The organism is Streptomyces sp. NPDC020681, assembly GCF_044334895.1.
Classification (GTDB): Bacteria; Actinomycetota; Actinomycetes; order Streptomycetales; family Streptomycetaceae; genus Streptomyces.
Window position 1 is genome coordinate 397,153 of sequence record NZ_JBIRTX010000002.1, and the last position, 18,236, is coordinate 415,388.

The 18,236-nt window shown below is 69.9% G+C and carries 17 protein-coding genes; 10 read left to right on the forward strand and 7 right to left on the reverse strand.

The features are described 5' to 3' along the window. The first annotated feature begins 79 nt into the window (after positions 1–79). Positions 80–451: a hypothetical protein gene (locus tag ACH4YL_RS05385; RefSeq protein WP_398505054.1), complete on the forward strand. Its 372-nt coding sequence runs from the start codon at positions 80–82 to the stop codon at positions 449–451. 54 nt (positions 452–505) lie between these two features. On the opposite strand, the gene ACH4YL_RS05390 is transcribed toward ACH4YL_RS05385, so the two are convergent. Continuing rightward, positions 506–2,281 (reverse strand): NHL domain-containing thioredoxin family protein, encoded by a 1,776-nt coding sequence (locus tag ACH4YL_RS05390; RefSeq protein ID WP_398505055.1) that lies wholly within the window; start codon positions 2,279–2,281, stop codon positions 506–508. 39 nt (positions 2,282–2,320) lie between these two features. Between ACH4YL_RS05390 and ACH4YL_RS05395 the strand changes: the two genes are divergently transcribed. Then, complete coding sequence (locus tag ACH4YL_RS05395; protein ID WP_398505056.1) at positions 2,321–2,815, forward strand: LURP-one-related/scramblase family protein; 495 nt, start codon at positions 2,321–2,323, stop codon at positions 2,813–2,815. A gap of 243 nt (positions 2,816–3,058) precedes the next feature. After that, a complete protein-coding gene (locus ACH4YL_RS05400; RefSeq protein ID WP_398505058.1) occupies positions 3,059–3,886 on the forward strand; it encodes a maleylpyruvate isomerase family mycothiol-dependent enzyme in 828 nt (275 codons plus the stop codon). 24 nt (positions 3,887–3,910) lie between these two features. Here ACH4YL_RS05400 and ACH4YL_RS05405 read toward each other — a convergent pair whose 3' ends face one another. Both ACH4YL_RS05405 and ACH4YL_RS05410 read right to left on the reverse strand, forming a co-directional pair. After that, on the reverse strand, positions 3,911–5,209 hold the full coding sequence (locus ACH4YL_RS05405) for a nitrate/nitrite transporter (protein ID WP_398505060.1): 1,299 nt from the start codon (positions 5,207–5,209) through the stop codon (positions 3,911–3,913). After that, a complete protein-coding gene (locus ACH4YL_RS05410; protein ID WP_398505062.1) occupies positions 5,206–5,847 on the reverse strand; it encodes a GntR family transcriptional regulator in 642 nt (213 codons plus the stop codon). Before ACH4YL_RS05410 ends, ACH4YL_RS05405 begins: the two co-directional genes overlap by 4 nt. A gap of 223 nt (positions 5,848–6,070) precedes the next feature. Between ACH4YL_RS05410 and ACH4YL_RS05415 the strand changes: the two genes are divergently transcribed. Beyond that, entirely contained in the window at positions 6,071–6,982 is a 912-nt protein-coding gene (locus tag ACH4YL_RS05415) for a D-alanyl-D-alanine carboxypeptidase family protein (protein ID WP_398505063.1), read from the forward strand. Between the two features lie 83 nt (positions 6,983–7,065). Here ACH4YL_RS05415 and ACH4YL_RS05420 read toward each other — a convergent pair whose 3' ends face one another. From ACH4YL_RS05420 to pdhA, 3 genes are read right to left on the reverse strand one after another with little or no spacing between them, the layout of a single operon-like run. Next, positions 7,066–8,523: a dihydrolipoamide acetyltransferase family protein gene (locus tag ACH4YL_RS05420; protein WP_398505065.1), complete on the reverse strand. Its 1,458-nt coding sequence runs from the start codon at positions 8,521–8,523 to the stop codon at positions 7,066–7,068. Between the two features lie 15 nt (positions 8,524–8,538). Continuing rightward, on the reverse strand, positions 8,539–9,519 hold the full coding sequence (locus ACH4YL_RS05425) for an alpha-ketoacid dehydrogenase subunit beta (protein ID WP_398505067.1): 981 nt from the start codon (positions 9,517–9,519) through the stop codon (positions 8,539–8,541). A gap of 2 nt (positions 9,520–9,521) precedes the next feature. Further along, positions 9,522–10,670, reverse strand: a complete 1,149-nt coding sequence (gene pdhA, locus ACH4YL_RS05430; RefSeq protein ID WP_398505069.1) for a pyruvate dehydrogenase (acetyl-transferring) E1 component subunit alpha — start codon at positions 10,668–10,670, stop codon at positions 9,522–9,524. A gap of 327 nt (positions 10,671–10,997) precedes the next feature. Between pdhA and ACH4YL_RS05435 the strand changes: the two genes are divergently transcribed. The 3 genes from ACH4YL_RS05435 to ACH4YL_RS05445 all read left to right on the forward strand — a co-directional run bounded on the left by ACH4YL_RS05435 (position 10,998) and on the right by ACH4YL_RS05445 (position 13,225). Then, positions 10,998–11,660, forward strand: a complete 663-nt coding sequence (locus ACH4YL_RS05435; RefSeq protein ID WP_398505071.1) for a response regulator — start codon at positions 10,998–11,000, stop codon at positions 11,658–11,660. Positions 11,661–11,785: 125 nt separating this feature from the next. Beyond that, positions 11,786–12,202 (forward strand): pyridoxamine 5'-phosphate oxidase family protein, encoded by a 417-nt coding sequence (locus tag ACH4YL_RS05440; protein ID WP_398505073.1) that lies wholly within the window; start codon positions 11,786–11,788, stop codon positions 12,200–12,202. Positions 12,203–12,217: 15 nt separating this feature from the next. Further along, positions 12,218–13,225, forward strand: coding sequence for a phosphotransferase (locus ACH4YL_RS05445; protein WP_398505075.1), 1,008 nt, complete (start codon positions 12,218–12,220; stop codon positions 13,223–13,225). 29 nt (positions 13,226–13,254) lie between these two features. On the opposite strand, the gene ACH4YL_RS05450 is transcribed toward ACH4YL_RS05445, so the two are convergent. Continuing rightward, a complete protein-coding gene (locus tag ACH4YL_RS05450; protein WP_398505077.1) occupies positions 13,255–14,772 on the reverse strand; it encodes a protein kinase in 1,518 nt (505 codons plus the stop codon). A gap of 307 nt (positions 14,773–15,079) precedes the next feature. Between ACH4YL_RS05450 and ACH4YL_RS05455 the strand changes: the two genes are divergently transcribed. The 3 genes from ACH4YL_RS05455 to ACH4YL_RS05465 all read left to right on the forward strand — a co-directional run bounded on the left by ACH4YL_RS05455 (position 15,080) and on the right by ACH4YL_RS05465 (position 18,181). Next, a complete protein-coding gene (locus tag ACH4YL_RS05455; protein WP_398505078.1) occupies positions 15,080–16,696 on the forward strand; it encodes a protein kinase in 1,617 nt (538 codons plus the stop codon). Positions 16,697–17,194: 498 nt separating this feature from the next. Further along, entirely contained in the window at positions 17,195–17,443 is a 249-nt protein-coding gene (locus ACH4YL_RS05460; RefSeq protein ID WP_398505080.1) for a hypothetical protein, read from the forward strand. A gap of 96 nt (positions 17,444–17,539) precedes the next feature. Further along, positions 17,540–18,181 (forward strand): PadR family transcriptional regulator, encoded by a 642-nt coding sequence (locus ACH4YL_RS05465; RefSeq protein ID WP_398505082.1) that lies wholly within the window; start codon positions 17,540–17,542, stop codon positions 18,179–18,181. Positions 18,182–18,236 lie beyond the last annotated feature (55 nt).

Below are 18,236 nucleotides of genomic sequence, written 5' to 3' on the forward strand. Positions count from 1 at the left end.
TGAAGTCCCTTCGTACGAGGGGCAGTTGACGGCCATTGCGAAACATCCGGGAAAGGCCGCGCCCGGCACGCTGACGACCATGGTTCTGCTCGGTCACCAGACGGTCGGCTCCCACCGGCCCGGCCCTTCACGTCGCACACTGTCCCTCGCGCTCGCCTCGGCGGCCGCCGTCCTGCTCGCGGGGACCTGGCTGTTGATCCAGCGGCACAACGAACGGCCGCCGTGGGCGCAGGACATCGCGTACGAGGCGGGCTTCGTCCAGGGCAACCGCGTCCGCCACTACGACAGGACCGGCCAGGAGGTGAAGGACCTCCTGGCCGGCGGCTGCGCCCGGCTCCGGGCGGAAGGCGTGGGCGGGCTCAAGGCGACATACGACCCGGATCTGTGGGTGGACGGCTGCCTGGCGGGCGCGGCGGGGCGACAGCCCGAGCGGCAGGGCCTGTTCCACTAGCCGGTGTTGAGCCCGACCCGCCGTTGAGCCCGATCCGCCGTTGAGCGCGATCCGCTATTGGGCCTGATCCATCCCGGCCAGTACGAGCGGCAGCCGCGAGGCCCCGTCCGCGGTCAGCTTCACCGGCACGCCCCAGTCCTGCTGATGCACATGGCAGGCCGGGTACTCGTTGGCCGGGTCGTCGTCGCAGGACGCGGCCATCGCGGAGACATGCAGCACGCCTTCGCCGATCTCCGGATTGAGCTCCACGTCGCGGGACAGATCGGTCCCGGCCCCGTCGCCACCCGTCAGCAGCTCGGGCGGGGTCGAGGAGACGAGCAGCCGGGTGGAAGGCCCGTACCGGGTGTCGAGCTTCTGGCCCGCCGGGGCCTGGAAGACGACATCCAGCCGCAGCGTGCCCGGGGCCACTTCGGTGGCGGCGCGCTGGGTGCGGTGGGCGACCGCCTCGACCCTGACCGCCTCCTCCGGCAACCGCAGCCGGGTCAGCCGGTGCCGGGCCGACTCGACGACGACGATCTCGTCACCGTCGAGCACCGCGCCGGACGGCTCGCGCAGATCGGTCGCGAGCGTGGTGACCTCGCCGCTCGCCGGGTCGAAGCGGCGCAGCGCGTGGTTGTACGTGTCGCTGACGGCGACCGACCCGTCCGGCAGCGCGGTCACGCCGAGCGGGTGCTGGAGCAGAGCCTGGCCGGCCGGTCCGTCGCGGTGCCCGAAGTCGAAGAGACCGGTGCCGACGGCGGTGTGCACCACCAGATCACGGTCGATCCAGCGCACCGCCGAGGTCTCGGAGTCGGCGATCCACAGCCGTTCCTCGGTCGCCGCGAGCCCGGACGGCTGGGCGAACCAGGCCTCGGCTGCGGGCCCGTCGACAAGCCCTTCGTTGGTGGTGCCCGCCGCGACCTCCACGGTCCTGGCGGCCGGGTCGTACGTCCACAGCTGGTGCACGCCGGCCATGGCGATCCACAGCTTCCCGCCCCACCAGGCCAGGTCCCACGGCGACGACAGCGCCACATCCAGCGCCGGACCGCTGGTCGGCGAGCCCTGCCACCACTGCTTGCCGGTACCGGCGAGCGTCTCGATCGCACCGGTTTCGGGGTCGTACGCGCGGATGGCGTGGCTCACGGTGTCGGCGACCGCGACGCGCCCGTCGGGCAGCAGCGCGAGGCCCTGCGGTTCGTTGAACTCGCCGTCGCCGATGCGCCGTACGACGCTCTCGCCGTCCGGCTCCAGCTCGACGAGCTGGTTGCGCGTGGTGTCGGAGACGAGCAGATTCCCGGACGGCAGGCGGACGGCCTTCCCGGGGAACCGCAGATCGGTCGCGACGGGCTCGGGCGGCACATACGGCCCGTCACCGCGCCGCAGCGTCCCCTTGGCCGCGTGCTCGGCCTCCAGCTCCTCCACCAGCTTCGCGATGGCGTGCGCATGTCCCTCACCGGCGTGCTGGGCGACGACGTAGCCCTCGGGGTCGATGACGACGAGCGTCGGCCAGGCGCGTACGGCGTACTGCTTCCAGGTGGCGAGCTCGGGGTCGTCCAGGACGGGGTGGTGCACCTGGTACCGCTCGACGGCGTCGACGACGGCCTGGTGCTCGGCCTCGTGCACGAACTTCGGCGAGTGGACGCCGATGATCACCACGGTGTCGCGGTGCTTCTCCTCTAGCTCACGGAGCTCGTCGAGGACGTGCAGGCAGTTGATGCAGCAAAATGTCCAGAAATCGACAATTACGATCTTTCCTCGCAAGTCGGCGAGGGTGTACTGCCTGTCACCTGTGTTCAGCCAGCCGCCCTTGCCGATCAGCTCAGGGGCCCGAACGCGTGCACGTGTAGCCATATCCCCATCCAACAGCACGAGCGGGGGTACGCATTCCGCATGAGATATCTCGTGCGGGACAAGATCTTCGCGATCGGCGACGACTACTGGATCGAGGACGAGCACGGCCGCCACGCCTTCCTCGTCGACGGCAAGGCCCTGCGGCTGCGCGACACCCTGGAGCTCAAGGACCCGACGGGTCTGGTGCTGATCACGCTGAAGAAGAAGCTGCTCAGCCTGCGGGACACGATGACCATCGAGCGTGACGAGCAGCCGCTCGCCACCATCCGCAAGAAGCGGCTTTCGCTGCTGCGCAACCACTACCGGGTGACGCTGGTCGAGGGCACGGAGCTCGATGTGAGCGGGCGCGTCCTGGACCGGGAGTTCGTCGTCGAGTACGACGGGGAGCTGCTGGCCCACATCTCGCGGAAGTGGTTCCAGGTCCGCGAGACGTACGCGGTCAACGTCGTCCGGGAGGACGCGGACGCCGCGCTGCTGATCGCCGTCGCGGTGTGTGTGATCCGGATGGCGGAGAAGGAGCGGGAGTCGGACTGACGGTCCGGCATGTCCGGGCGGCCCGCCGAGTGAGCCGGGAATGACCCGGTTCGTACCGGTCCGGGCACGCTGCCGTAGACCCACTCCCCGCCCTGGCATTCGAGGCGCCCACACCGGCCTACGATCGTCACACGAAAGCCCTGCCGGGCCAGGGCCCGGCAGCGTAACTTAACTGCCGAGCCTCCCACGCAGCCCAGCAGTCAGCAGCCCAGCCCGCGTACCGCAGAACCGCCGAGGGGTCCCGTGACCGTCCATCCCAGCCTCCAGACCTACGCCGACGCCTGGACCCACTCCATCGAATCGATAGCCGAGCTGGTGCAGCCGCTCGTCGAGGGTGAGTGGAACCGGCCCACTCCGTGCCCGGGCTGGTCGGTGCGTGACCTGGTCTCGCATGTCATCGGCATGGAGTGCGAGATGCTCGGCGACCCGCGGCCCATCCACACGCTGCCGCGCGATCTCTACCATGTGCAGAGCGACTTCGCCCGCTACATGGAGATGCAGGTCGATGTGCGCCGGCACCACACCGCTCCGGAGATGACCTCGGAGCTGGAGTACACGATCATCCGCCGGGCCCGGCAGCTGCGGAACGAGAACCGCGGGCCGGACACCATGGTCCGTGCGCCGCTCGGCACCGAGCAGACACTCGAAGTCGCCATGCGGATGCGGGCGTTCGACACGTGGGTGCACGAGCAGGATCTGCGCATCGCGCTCGCCAAGCCGGGCAACCTCGACGCGCCGGGTGCGTACATCGCGCGGGACTTCCTGCTCGAGGCGCTGCCGAAGGTGGTCGCCAAGGACGCGGGTGCGCCGCCGAGTTCGGCGGTCGTCCTCGATGTGCACGGGCCGGTGGAGTTCCTGCGTACGGTCCGGGTGGACGCGGACGGTCAGGGCACGGTCGACGGCGCGCCCTCGCTCGGGCCGCTGGTGACGCTCGCCATGGACTGGGAGACGTTCTACCGGCTGGCCTGTGGGCGGGTCCGGGCGACCGCGGTGCCGGACCGGATCAAGGCGGACGGCGACCCGGATCTGGCGGCGGCGATTCTGCGGGAGTTCGCGGTCACGCAGTCGTAGGCGAACGGTTCACGCACCGGCCCGTCACACCGGTACGTGCACCGTCTCCACCCGGCTCGCCACCAGCCGCTCCCGCTCCCGCCGTACCGTCCGTGCCCTGAGGCGCAGGATCTGCGCGATGCCCAGCGCCTCCAGCACGAACACCGACGAGAACGCGATCCGGTAGTTGTCGCCGGTCGCGTCCAGCAGCACGCCGACCGCCAGCAGTGTCGTCATCGAGGCAACAAAACCGCCCATGTTGACGATGCCGGAGGCGGTGCCCTGACGCTGCGGCGGATTGGCGGGGCGGGCGAAGTCGAAGCCGATCATCGACGCGGGCCCGCAGGCGCCGAGCACCGTGCAGAGTGTGATCAGCAGCCACATCGGGGCATGGTCGCCGGGGTAGACGATGGTGGTGGCCCAGAGCAGCGCGGTCGCTGCGACCGTGCCAAGGGCGAGCGGGACCCGTGCGGCGTGGTGACGGGCGATGACCTGTCCGTAGACGAGGCCCACGACCATGTTGGAGAGCACGACCAGAGTCAGCAGCGAGCCGGCGCCCTCCCGGGACAGGCCCTGCGCCTCGACCAGGAACGGCATGCCCCACAGCAGCAGGAACACCATCGCCGGGAACTGGGTGGTGAAGTGCACCCACATGCCCAGCCTCGTGCCCGGCTCCCGCCAGGACAGGGCGATCTGCTTGCGTACGAACGCGGCCCCGGAGTGCTGCGCGGGCGCGGGTTCGTGGCCCTCGGGATGGTCCTTGAGGAAGAGCAGCAGCAGGACGAGGACCACACCTCCGGCCGCCGCGCTGCCTGCGAAGGTGGCGGTCCAGCCGAGGCCGTGCAGCATCCGCGCGATGAGCAGCGTCGAGACGAGATTGCCGGCCATGCCGAAGAGGGCGGCGACCTGGCCGATGAGCGGTCCGCGGCGGGCCGGGAACCAGCGGGAGCCGAGCCGCAGCACGCTGATGAAGGTCATGGCGTCGCCGCAGCCGAGCAGCGCGCGCGAGGCGAGGGCCATTTCGTACGACGGCGAGAGCGCGAAGCCGAGCTGGCCCGCGGTGAACAGCACCACGCCGAGGGCCAGCACCTTCTTGGTGCCGAGCCGGTCGACCATCAGGCCGACGGGTATCTGCATGCCCGCGTAGACCAGCAGTTGGAGTATGGAGAAGGTGGAGAGCGCGGAGGCGTTGACGTCGAAGCGGTCGGCGGCGTCGAGTCCGGCGACGCCGAGGGACGTACGGAAGATGACCGCGACGAAGTAGACGGAGACGCCGATGCCCCAGACGGCTGCGGCGCGCCGGCCTCCCGGCGGGTCTCCGGGCAGTGCGACGGGCGCGGTCACCGGACTTCGCCCCGCGCGAGGTTGCTGAACCAGCCGACGTGCCGGTGGACGAGTGCCGCGGCCTTGTCCGGGTCACCGGCGCGGAGCGCTTCGAGGATCTCGCTGTGTTCGGCGACGTTCTTGGTGATGCGGTCGGGGTGCGCGTGCATCACGGCGACGCCCATCCGCAGCTGGCGGTCGCGGAGTTGGTCGTAGAGGCGGGAGAGGATCTCGTTGCCGCCGCTGCGCACGATCTCGGCGTGGAAACAGCGGTCGGTGACGGCGACGGCGGCCAGATCGCCCGCCTCGACCTGGCGCTTCTGCTGCTCCAGCAGCTCTTCGAGCCGGGCGAGCAGCCGCGGCGACGCCGGTACGGCCTTGCGGGCGGCGTGCTCCTCGACCAGCAGCCGGGTCTCCACGACGTCGGCGATCTCCTGGGCGGAGACGGCGAGGACGAGCGCGCCCTTCTTCGGGTAGAGCTTGATCAGCCCTTCGACCTCGAGCTTGAGGAGGGCTTCGCGGACGGGCGTGCGCGATACGCCTACGGCGTCGGCGAGTTCACCTTCGGTGAGGAGGGTGCCGCCTTCGTAGCGGCGGTCGAGGACGGCCTGCTTGATGTGGGTGTAGACGCGGTCGGCTGCGGGTGCGGCGGCGGGCATGCGCACAGCTTAGATACAACACAGGTGCATCAGAAAGCCGTGTCCACGATGCAGGACGGAACTTGTGTGGCAGAGGCGTACATCCCTTCGACACGTTCGTGAGTCTCGTATCGGGGCCCTCGTGTCACCGTGGCGCGCTACACCGGTCCCACTTCGACCATTTCGTCGCTTTTGGACGAATTCGTGAACTCGGAGCGTTTTCTTGATATCCAGCCTCCCGGGCGTGCGCAACGCCGCCGTGGTCGCCCTCACCGCCGGCGCGCTGCTGACCGTCTCGCCCCTGGCCGCGCCCGCACACGCGGTCCCCGTTCCGCCGATCGCGAGCAAGGGCGCGGTCCTGCTGAACAACGCGACCGGCACCGCCGTCTACACCAAGACCCCGGACACCCGGCGTCAGATGGCCAGCACGACGAAGATCATGACGGCCGCGGTGGTCGTGAACACCAAGGGCATCAACCTCAACCACGTGGTCACGATCAAGCAGTCGTACCGCGACTACGTGGTCAAGCAGGGCGCCAGCTCGGCCGACTTGAAGACCGGCGACAAGGTGACCGTCCGTCAGCTGCTGTACGGCACGATGCTCCCGTCCGGCTGCGACGCCGCGTACGCGCTCGCCGACCTCCTCGGCAAGGGCACCACCCCCGCCGCGCGGACCAAGTCGTTCATCGCCAAGATGAACCAGACGGCCACCTCGCTCGGCCTGAAGAACACCAAGTTCGATTCGTTCGACGGCATTTCGCAGGCGGGCCAGAACTACACGACGCCCCGCGACCTGGCGAAGATCGCGAGCTACGCGATGAAGAACGCCAACTTCCGGGCCGTCGTCGCGACTCCGAAGTACGTGACCACGGCGCCCACCAGCAAGGGCACCAAGCGCACCTACACCTGGTACAACACCAACCAGCTGCTCGGCTCCTACAAGGGCGCCATCGGCATCAAGACCGGCACCGGCACCGCCGCGGGCCCCTGCCTGGTCTTCGCCGCCACCCGCGGTGACAAGACCTTCGTCGGCGTCACGCTGAACGGCGCCGACCGCTACAAGGACGCCGCGAAGCTGCTCGACTTCGGCTTCGGCTCCAGCACCGCGAAGACGATGCAGCTGCGCTCCCTGCCTGCGGGCGCGGAACGCGACTGACGCACGGCGCAAGGCGCAAGGTAAAAGCAACGAGGTCCCGTGACGCTGAGCGCGTCACGGGACCTCATGCGTAGGGGCAGTGATCAGGCCCAGGTGATCAGCCGCTTCGGCTGCTCCAAGATCGCGGCGACGTCCGCCAGGACCTTGGAGCCGAGCTCGCCGTCGACGAGCCGGTGGTCGAAGGACAGCGCCAGCGTGGTGACCTGGCGCGGCTTGACCTTGCCCTTGTGGACCCACGGCTGGAGCTTGATCGCGCCGACCGCGAGGATCGCGGACTCGCCGGGGTTCAGGATCGGCGTGCCGGTGTCGACGCCGAAGACGCCGACGTTGGTGATGGTCACCGTGCCGCCCTGCATCGCCGCCGGGGTCGTCTTACCCTCGCGGGCCGTGGCCACCAACTCGCCGAGCGCCTGCGCCAGTTCGGGCAGGGTCTTGTCGTGCGCGTCCTTGATGTTCGGCACGATCAGACCGCGCGGCGTGGCCGCGGCGATGCCCAGGTTGACGTAGTGCTTCTGCACGATCTCCTGGTTCGCCTCGTCCCAGGCGGCGTTGACCGCCGGGTTCCGCTTGATCGCGACCAGCAGCGCCTTGGCGATCAGCAGCAGCGGATTGACCCGGAGACCGGCCATGTCCTTGTCGGCCTTGAGCTCGTCGACGAGCTTCATCGTCCGCGTCACGTCGAGCGTGATGAACTCCGTGACATGCGGCGCGGTGAAGGCGCTGCCGACCATCGCGGCAGCGGTGACCTTCCGTACGCCCTTGATCGGGATACGCGTCTCCCGCGCACCGGCAGGCACGGCGACCGGCGCGGCCGCGGCCGGAGCGGCGGACACCGGCTCCGCGACGGGCGCGACGGGTGCGGGTGCCGTGGCCGCCTGCGCGGCCGCGTGCACGTCGTCCCGGGTGACGGTCCCTTCGGGACCGGTCGGCACGATCGTCGCCAGGTCGATCCCGAGGTCCTTCGCGAGCTTGCGCACCGGCGGCTTGGCGAGCGGCCGGGCGGCCGGGGCGGCGCCCCCGGTGTGCCCGTTCATCTCGGCCTGGATCGCGGCGGCGGCGTACTGCTCCGGGGCGGGAGCGGCGGCCGGCGGAGCGGCCGCGGCGCCGGCCGCGCCCGGCACGGCCGGGACCGCGGCGCCCTTGCGCGGGCGGCGCTTCGTCGAGGACTCGGCGACGCCGTAGCCGACGAGCACCGGCTGCCGGCCCTGCGGCGCGGCAGGTTCGGCGGGCTCGGGGACCTCAGCGGCAGGAGCTGCCGCGGCAGGCGCGTCGCCGCTTCCCGGGGCCACGTCGATCGTGATGATCGACGTGCCGACGTCCACCGTCGTGCCCTCCTCGAAGCGCAGCTCGTGCACGACCCCGTCGTACGGAATCGGCAGCTCGACCGCCGCCTTCGCCGTCTCGACCTCGCACACCACCTGGCCGTCGGTCACGGTGTCACCGGGCTGTACGTACCACTTGAGGATCTCGGCCTCGGTGAGTCCCTCGCCCACGTCGGGCATTTTGAACTCGCGGAAGCGGAGCGAAGTGTCTTGCGTCATGGTCACAGCACCTCCTCAGTACGCGAGCGAGCGGTCGACGGCGTCCAGAACCCTGTCCAGACCGGGGAGGTACTCCTCCTCGAGCCTGGCCGGCGGATACGGCGCGTGGAAACCGCCGACCCGCAGCACCGGGGCCTCCAGGTGGTAGAAGCACCGCTCCGTGATGCGAGCGGCGATCTCCGCGCCGGAACCGTAGAAGACCGGGGCCTCGTGCACCACGACCAGGTGGCGCGTCTTCTGCACCGACGTCTGGATGGCGTCGAAGTCGATCGGGGACATCGAGCGCAGGTCCAGGACCTCCACCGACTTGCCCTCTTCCTGCGCCGCGGCGGCCGCCTCCAGACAGACCTTCACCATCGGGCCGTACGCGGCGAGCGTGAGGTCCGTGCCGGTCCGCGCGACGCGGGCGGTGTGCAGCGGTCCGGGGATGGCGTCGACATCGACCTCACCCTTGTCCCAGTAGCGCCGCTTGGGCTCGAAGAAGATCACCGGGTCGTCGCTCTGGATCGCCTGCTGAAGCATCCAGTACGCGTCCGACGAGTTGGACGGCGAGACCACCTTCAGGCCCGCGACATGCGCGAACAGCGCCTCCGGCGACTCGCTGTGGTGCTCGACCGCGCCGATGCCGCCGCCGTACGGAATGCGCACGACGACCGGCATCTTGATCTTGCCGAGCGCCCGGGCGTGCATCTTCGCGAGCTGCGTGACGATCTGGTCGTACGCCGGGAAGACGAAGCCGTCGAACTGGATCTCCACGACGGGCCGGTAGCCGCGCAGCGCGAGGCCGATCGCCGTGCCGACGATGCCGGACTCGGCGAGCGGCGTGTCGATGACGCGGTCCTCGCCGAAGTCCTTCTGCAGTCCGTCGGTGACCCGGAAGACGCCGCCGAGCTTGCCGACGTCCTCACCCATGATCAGGACCTTGGGGTCGGTCTCGAGCGCCTTGCGCAGCGACTCGTTGAGCGCCTTCGCGAGCGGGAGCTTCTGTACGGCCATGGTTACTTGCCCTCCTCGGCGAAGGACGCCTGGTACGCGAGGAACTGGGCGCGCTCCTCGTCGACGAGCGCGTGCCCGTCGGCGTAGACATTCTCGAAGATCGCCAGGTGGTCCGGGTCGGGCATGGCCCGCACCGCCTCACGCACCCGCTTGCCGAGCGTCTCGCTCTCCTCCTCCAGGGAGGTGAAGAACGCCTCGTCGGCGTGGCCTGCGTTCTCGAGATACGTACGGAGCCGCAGGATCGGGTCCTTGGCCTCCCAGGCCTGGCGCTCCTCGTCCGCACGGTACTTCGTCGGGTCGTCCGACGTGGTGTGCGCGCCCATCCGGTAGGTGAACGCCTCGACCAGCGTCGGTCCCTCGCCGCGGCGGGCCCGCTCCAGCGCCGACCGGGTCACGGCCAGGCAGGCGAGGACGTCATTGCCGTCGACGCGGACGCCCGGGAAGCCGTAGCCCTGGGCGCGCTGGTAGAGCGGCACCCGGGTCTGCTTCTCGGTCGGCTCGGAGATCGCCCACTGGTTGTTCTGGCAGAAGAAGACCACCGGCGCGTTGTAGACCGCCGAGAAGGTGAAGGACTCGGCGACATCGCCCTGGCTGGACGCGCCGTCGCCGAAGTACGCGATCACGGCGGAGTCGGCGCCGTCCTTGGCCACGCCCATCGCGTAGCCCGTGGCGTGCAGCGTCTGCGAGCCGATGACGATCGTGTACAGGTGGAAGTTGTTGGTGTTCGGGTCCCACCCGCCGTGGTTCACACCGCGGAACATGCCGAGCAGATTGGTCGGGTCGACCCCGCGGCACCAGGCGACGCCGTGCTCGCGGTAGGTCGGGAAGACATAGTCGTCGTCGCGCAGCGCGCGGCCCGACCCGATCTGTGCGGCCTCCTGGCCCAGCAGAGATGCCCACAGACCGAGCTCGCCCTGGCGCTGGAGCGCGGTCGCCTCGGCGTCGAAGCGGCGGGTCAGGACCATGTCCCGGTACAGTCCGCGCAGCTCGTCGGGGCTCAGGTCGATTTCATAGTCCGGGTGCTCGACGCGCTCGCCCTCGGGCGTCAGCAGCTGTACGAGCTGAGGCTCGGAACTTTGCGGCTTCTTCGCGGCGCTGGCGCGCTTGCTGCTGCGGCGCGGTTTGCGCGCGGCAGTGCTCTCCACGGTCACGTGCGTTGCTCCTCCGTCGGTCCGGCCCCCGGGTTCGCCGGCGTGGCCAGTGCGGCTCGCCTGATTCCGTACGCGTGCACGGGGTGGGTGCGACTCGTCCGGGAACAGGCGTGACAGGTGCCCCGGCGAGCGCCCTGCCAAAGGCACGTTACCCAGTGGGCAGCATTACTGCGAAACCCCACTTGACCTGCGATTTTGCTTGGATTTCCAAGTAAATCGAGAAATTCGGGAACAACCACTGGTCACAGCCTTGCAGGCCGCCGGAACACGGGCACGTTATCCCGGCGACCCCGGGCACGGGAAGAGTAGGTGTGTGAGACTCCTTTCGTGCGTGAAGAGGGAAAAATCACGGTATTTCTCGTTGACGACCACGAGGTCGTTCGGCGTGGCGTCCATGAGCTGCTCTCCGTGGAGGACGACATCGAGGTGGTCGGCGAGGCCGGCACGACCGCGGACGCCCTGGTCAGGATCCCCGCGACCCGCCCCGATGTCGCCGTGCTGGACGTCCGGCTGCCGGACGGCAGCGGCGTCGAGGTCTGCCGCGAGATCCGTTCGGTGGACGACAGCATCAAATGCCTGATGCTCACCTCGTACGCCGACGACGAGGCCCTCTTCGACGCGATCATGGCCGGCGCCTCGGGCTATGTGCTCAAGGCGATCCGCGGCAATGAGCTGCTGACGGCCGTACGGGACGTGGCGGCCGGCCGGTCGCTGCTGGACCCGGTGGCCACCGCCCGGGTGCTGGAGCGGCTGCGCGACGGCAACAGCCCCAAGGACGACAAGCTGGCGGGCCTGACCGAGCAGGAACGCAGGATTCTGGACCTGATCGGCGAGGGCCTGACCAACCGGGTCATCGGCGAACGGCTGCATCTCGCCGAGAAGACCATCAAGAACTATGTCTCCAGCCTGCTCTCCAAGCTGGGCATGGAGCGGCGTTCGCAGGCCGCCGCGTATGTGGCCAGGGTGCAGGCCGAGCGTCAGAACAACTGACGTCCCCGTAGGAGGGTCACCCGTTCGGGCTGACCCGTTCCGGCACCACGACCGGGACCAAGGTCCCTTCGGCCGGGGGCAGGGGCCTCTGTTCCGACAGGTGCCGGTGACCGAGAGTGGAAGTCATGTCCACCGAGGATCGCCGCGCCATCGAACTGCTCACCCGGGTCTCGTACGGACGGCTGGCGACCAGCATGCGCGCGCTGCCGTTCGTGGCCCCTGCCCGGCACATCGTGGTGGACGGCCGGGTCGTCCTGCGGATACACCGCGGTTTCGGCTATCACCGAGCGTGCAACGGCAGCGTGGTGGCGTACGGCGCGGACAACTTCAACTCCGGGGCCGCGGCGCTGTGGTCCGTGCAGTTCACCGGCAAGGCGGAGATCGTCCAGCCGCCGGACGACCAGATCAGGCTGTTCGGCGAGCAGCCGCACCACATGAACGGCGAGGCCTTCGATCCGGTCTTCATGCGCATCGAGCCGCAGTTCGTGACCGTGCACACCCTGGACTATCTCGAAGAGCCGCCCGTGCGGCACGCCGCGTGATCTAACATCTGGCGCGTGCCGCGCTCATCTGCAACAGCCCCACCCGTCGGTGCGCTGCTCAGCCGCTACGAGGACCCGGGCGAACCGCTCTCCTGCGAGCCCGTCACCCTGGGCCTCCTCAACCGCGGCTACCGGCTCGCCACCACCCGCGGCGCGTACTTCCTCAAGCACCATCTCGACGGCGACCACGAAGCCATCGCGCGCCAGCACCGCGCCACCCAGCGGCTCCAGGCGCTCGGCGTGCCCGTCGCGCCGCCCGTCGAGGACGCGCAGGGCCACACCGTCGCGGTGATCGGCGGCCGGTGCTACGCGCTGCATCCGTGGGTCGACGGACGGCATCGCGACGGCGCGCATCTGACAACGGTCCAGTGCCGCCGGCTCGGCTCACTGCTGGGGCTGGTCCACACCTGTCTGGAGCAGGTCATGGAGGTGGACGCCACAGAGCGCCGCGAGTACGAGAGCGCCGACCCCGACGAGACCTTCGCGGTCATCGACGAGCTCCTGGCACTGGCGCGGGCCGCCAGGCCCCGGGACTCCTTCGACAACCTGGCCGAGCACCGCCTCCTGGAACGCCGCGCCCTGCTGGAACGCCATGCTCACCGCCGCCCGCCGCCGGCCTGCGCGGGAGGCTGGGTCCACGGCGACTTCCACCCGCTGAACCTGCTCTACCGCGGCGCGGAACCGGCCGCGATCGTCGACTGGGACCGGCTCGGCGTCCAGCCGCGCGCGGAGGAGGCGGTCCGGGCGGCGGCGATCTTCTTCGTCCAGCCCGCCGGAGAGCTGGACCTGGCCAAGGTCCGTGCGTACGCACAGGCCTACCGCCGCGCGGCGGGCGCGGACGCGGCAGAGCTGGCGGCGGCGGTGCACCGGGTGTGGTGGGAGCGGCTCAACGACTTCTGGATACTGCGCTGGCGCTACCTGCTGCACGACCGAAGGGCCGACCCGCAATTCGCTGCGGTGTCGGCCCTGGCGGTGTGGTGGACGAGGGAGTACGACGCGGTGCGCGAGGCGTTCGCGGCGTAGGGCGGCGTGGGTGGGGCGGCGTGGGGCGACTACTCGCCGTTGCCGCTCGGCCCGCCTGTCGGGTCCGTCGGGTCGTCCGTCGGCGTCGGCGGGTCCGTCGGGTCCTCGGTCGTCGGGTCGTCCGTCGGCGTCGGCGGGTCCTCCGTCGTCGGGTCGTCCGTCGGCGTCGGCTTGGTGCTCGGCGTGAACGACGGGGTGTCGGACGGCGTGAACGACGGCTGCTGCTCGTTGCCCGTGGACGTCTCCTCGTCCTCCGTGGGCTCGGTCTCCTCGTCCGTCGGCGACGGAGTGGTCTCCTGCGTCGACGGAGTGTCGGAGATCGTCGTGCCGTCCGACGGGTTCTTGCCGGTGTCGTTCGCCTTGTTCAGCGCGAACGCGATGCCCATGGCGATGGCGACCACGGCGAGCGCGGCCAGCAGCCACAGCTTGCCGCGGCCACCGCCGTTCTTGCGCCCCCGGCCGCCGTTGTACCCGCCGGTGTATCCGCCGTCGTCCGGGTTCATCGGCGGCAGGATCGGGCCCTGCGAGGTCTCGCCGTGCACCGGGTGCTGCATCGCGGTCGGCCCGGTCATCCCCATCGCCGGGGTCAGGCCGCCTTCGTGCATGTCGACCGGGCCGGTGTTCCAGGCCCCGGTGTGGCTGCCGGCCTGCTGGAGCATCTGCAGCCCGTACTGCACCAGACCGCGCATCTCCTCCGCGCTCTGGAACCGGTCGTCCGGGTCCTTCGCCAGCGAGCGCATCACCAGACCGTCGAGCTCCGGCGGCACCACGTCCGAGACCTCGGACGGCGGCAGCGGGATGTCCTGGACGTGCTGGTAGACCACCGAGAGCGGGGTCTCGCCGGTGAACGGCGGCCGCAGCGCGAGGAGTTCGTAGAGCAGACAGCCCGTCGCGTACAGATCGGAGCGGTGGTCGACGGCCTTGCCCAGCGCCTGCTCGGGAGAGAGGTACTGCGGCGTGCCCATGACCATGCCGGTCTGCGTCATCGTCGTCGACGCACCGTGCAGGGCACGGGCGATGCCGAAGTCCATCACCTTCACCGCACCGGAGTTGGTGATGATGACGTTCGCGGGCTTGATGTCGCGGTGCACGATGCCGTGCTGGTGCGAGTACGCGAGCGCCTCGAGCACACCGGAGACGATGATCAGCGCCTGCTCCGGCGGCGGGGCCTCCGCATTGATCAGGAGATCGCGGATCGTGCGGCCCTCGACCAGCTCCATGACGATGTACGGCACGGACTGGCCGTTCACCTCGTCCTCGCCGGAGTCGTACACGGCGACGATCGCGTGGTGGTTGAGGCCCGCGACCGACTGCGCCTCACGCGTGAAGCGGGCCTTGGAGACCGGGTCCTCGGCAAGGTCCGCGCGCAGCAGCTTCACCGCGACGGTACGGCCGAGCCGTACGTCCTCCGCGGCGAACACCTCGGCCATGCCACCGCGGCCGAGGCGGTGGGTGAGGCGGTACCGGCCGTCGCCCACCAGCCCGCCGGCTCCCCAGGAATCAGCCGAATCCGGCACTCCGCCGCCTGCTTCGGGTTCGGGTGCCATCAGTCCTCGCTGTCGTCCTCATCGGTGCCTGTGTCGTGTCACGCTACAGCCTTCGCGCGACCGGACCGTTCGGGATGGACCGGCCATCAAACCCGCTGTCCGGGTGGCCAGGCAAATTCCATGCGGTTCCTGTAACGCTTCCGAGACGCTTGTTGTGCGTACGGTCACGGAACGGGCACCTGGCTTGACGTGTCGGACCCCTCGGGCAGACTTGCCCCGTAATACGGATCACGATCGCGAACGGATCACTATCGCGGGCCGTCAGGCTTGCGCGCCGAGGAGTTCGCGCCGAGGGGGATGCACAGTCATGAGCCAGGACGGCGCGCAGGGCCGCTATGCGGGTGGTTCCGTGGCGGGTGGCCGGTATCAGCTTCGCGACCTGCTCGGCGAGGGCGGCATGGCGTCCGTGTACCTGGCGTACGACAGCGCACTCGACCGCCAGGTCGCCATCAAGACGCTGCACACGGAACTGGGGCGCGAGCAGTCCTTCCGCGAGCGGTTCCGGCGCGAGGCCCAGGCGGTCGCCAAGCTGTCGCACACCAATATCGTCTCCGTCTTCGACACCGGCGAGGACGAGCTCGACGGCTCGCTGATGCCGTACATCGTGATGGAGTACGTCGAGGGCCAGCCTCTCGGATCCGTACTGCAGACGGACATCCAGCAGTACGGCGCGATGCCGGCCGACAAGGCGCTGAAGGTGACGGCCGATGTGCTGGCCGCGCTGGAGACCAGCCATGAAATGGGCCTGGTCCACCGCGACATCAAGCCCGGCAACGTGATGATGACCAAGCGCGGCGTCGTCAAGGTGATGGACTTCGGCATCGCGCGGGCCATGCAGTCCGGCGTCACGTCGATGACGCAGACCGGCATGGTCGTCGGCACTCCGCAGTATCTGTCGCCCGAGCAGGCACTCGGCCGCGGTGTGGACGCCCGCTCCGACCTGTACTCCGTCGGCATCATGCTCTTCCAGCTGCTGACCGGCCGACTGCCGTTCGACGCGGACTCGCCGCTGGCCATCGCGTACGCGCATGTACAGGAGGAGCCGGTCGCTCCGTCCACCATCAACCGCTCCGTCACCCCATCGATGGACGCACTGGTCGCGCGGGCGCTCAAGAAGAACCCGAACGAGCGATTCCCGAGCGCGGCGGCGATGCGCGACGAGATCGCGCGGGTGGCGAGCGCCGGTCAGACCGGCGCTCCGATGATCATCGGCGGCGCTCCGGCGTCCAGCGGCTCGGGCGTCGGCTCGGCGGTCTTCCCTCCGCTGGACCAGTCGGCTCCGCCGCCACCGCACAGCGTGCAGACGCCGTACCAGCCGGGCCCGTACGGCCCGCCGACCCCGGCGCCGACGCCCGCTCCCGCCCAGCACTACGGATACCCGCAGACGCCCGCGCCTGCGTACCAGAACCCGGTCTCGACGCCGCCTCCGTACACCATCTCGCCGCAGGCGCCCCATACTCCGGCCCCGAGCGGCGGCGGTGGCGGCGGCAAGCGGAACATGCCGGTCATCGTCGGTGCGATCGCGGTGGCGGTGCTGGCGGTCGGCGGTCTGATCACGGCGATCGTGCTGAACAAGGGCAACGACGAAAACAAGGGCGGCGACGACCCGACCGCGAGCCAGACGGCCGAGACCGGGGTCGTGCCGCCGGACCGCTCGCGGACGATCGAGACGTCCAAGTGCACGGACGCCTACGAGGACGGCACGGACCCGTCGAAGGTCCAGGCGCCCGATCTGCTGTACAAGGACGTGCTCTCGGTGAAGGAGTGCCTGCGGGCGGCCGGCTGGACGTGGAAGGTCGTCGAGGTGCACAACCCGCAGTACCCCAAGGACGCGGTGCTCAAGCAGTTCCCGGGCCAGGGCCAGGCGGTCGTCCCGAAGAACCAGGAGTTCGAGCTCGAGATCTCCTCGGGCAAGTCGGGCTGACGGCCCTTTCGGGCCCGGGACACGGGCCTGACCCTCCCCGATGCCGGGGCCCGTTGACGACGGGCGCCCGAGATGCCGGAAGTGTCATGACATGTGACGCTGAGTCCGATATCTCGGCGGCTCGGCACGGGAGGGGGTCACCCGGTGACTCCAATGCTCCGCACGCGGTGCGCAATCGCGGTCACAGTCACCGCCGCGGTCGCCTCGCTGCTGCTCGCCGCCCCGACGGCGTACACCGAGGAGTCCAGGGGCCCGGAACGCGCAACCAGCGCCAGACCCAGCGCCTCCACCTCCTACGCGGGACGCCCGGCCGGCGAGGGCCGTCCGCGGCCGGGGCGACCATCCGTACCGAAGAGCCCGAGCGAGTCACAGGTTCCCGACGCGTCCGGAAGGCCGTCGCGTCCCCCGTCCGCTCCACCCGACGCGTCCCGTTCCGATTTTGCTACAGAATCCGGCTCCGCTTCCGCGTCGAAATCCGCCTCCGACACACCGTCGCGCGTGAACCCGTCCCCCTCCTCACCCCCTCCCACGGAGGAGGAGGCACTCGAGACGGAGGAGCTCGAGGACGCCGCCAAGCCTCAGTCGCCCGCGCCGACCCTCACCGCGCCCGCCGATGCACGTCACAGGACCGAACAGGCCGTTCCCGAGGCCGTCGCGCACCAGATTTCGCCGGTGTCACTGGGCATCGGCATGGCCCTCATGGGGCTTGGAATCGGCTTCCTGGGCGTACGGATGAGGCGTCGCTGAGCCTCCTCGTTCCCTTCATGTCCCCCTCAAGACGGACCCGGAGGCTCAGTCTCCCGATGGTTGCCGGGCTCGGCATACCCGGTATACATACTGAGTATGTCCATTCGCCACGGCCTCCTAGCCCTCCTCGAGCACGGTCCTCGTTACGGCTCACAGCTCCGCAGTGAGTTCGAGTCACGCACCGGCGCCACCTGGCCGCTGAACGTGGGCCAGGTCTATACGACCCTCAACCGCCTGGAGCGCGACGGCATGGTCGCCCAGAGCGGCGAGGACGACGCCGGCCATGCGCTGTATGTGATCACGGACGCCGGGCACGCCGAGCTGAAGAGCTGGTTCCAGACGCCCGTGGACCGCAGCAGCCCGCCCCGCGACGAACTCGCCATCAAGCTCGCGATGGCGATCGGGGCTCCCGGCGTGGACATCCGCGCCGTCATCCAGTCGCAGCGCCACCACACCGTGAAGGCGATGCAGGACTACACCCGGCTCAAGGCGCAGGCGCTGGCCGCCATCGAGAACGAGGGCTCGCAGGAGCGCGACGACGTGGCCTGGCTTCTCGTACTGGAACAGCTGATCTTCCAGACGGAGGCCGAGGCCCGCTGGCTCGACCACTGCGAGGTGCGGCTGATCCGGCTCGCACTCTCCGCCAAGGCCGACCCTGGAGCCGACCGTCCTACGGCCGCCTCGCTGCTCACGCAGCAGCCCGCGGCGGATGCCGCGTCCAGGGCGGAGCCCACCTAGCTGCCCCGGCCGGTACACGACCACCGGCGCGGGCCACCACCGCGCAGTTCCCACT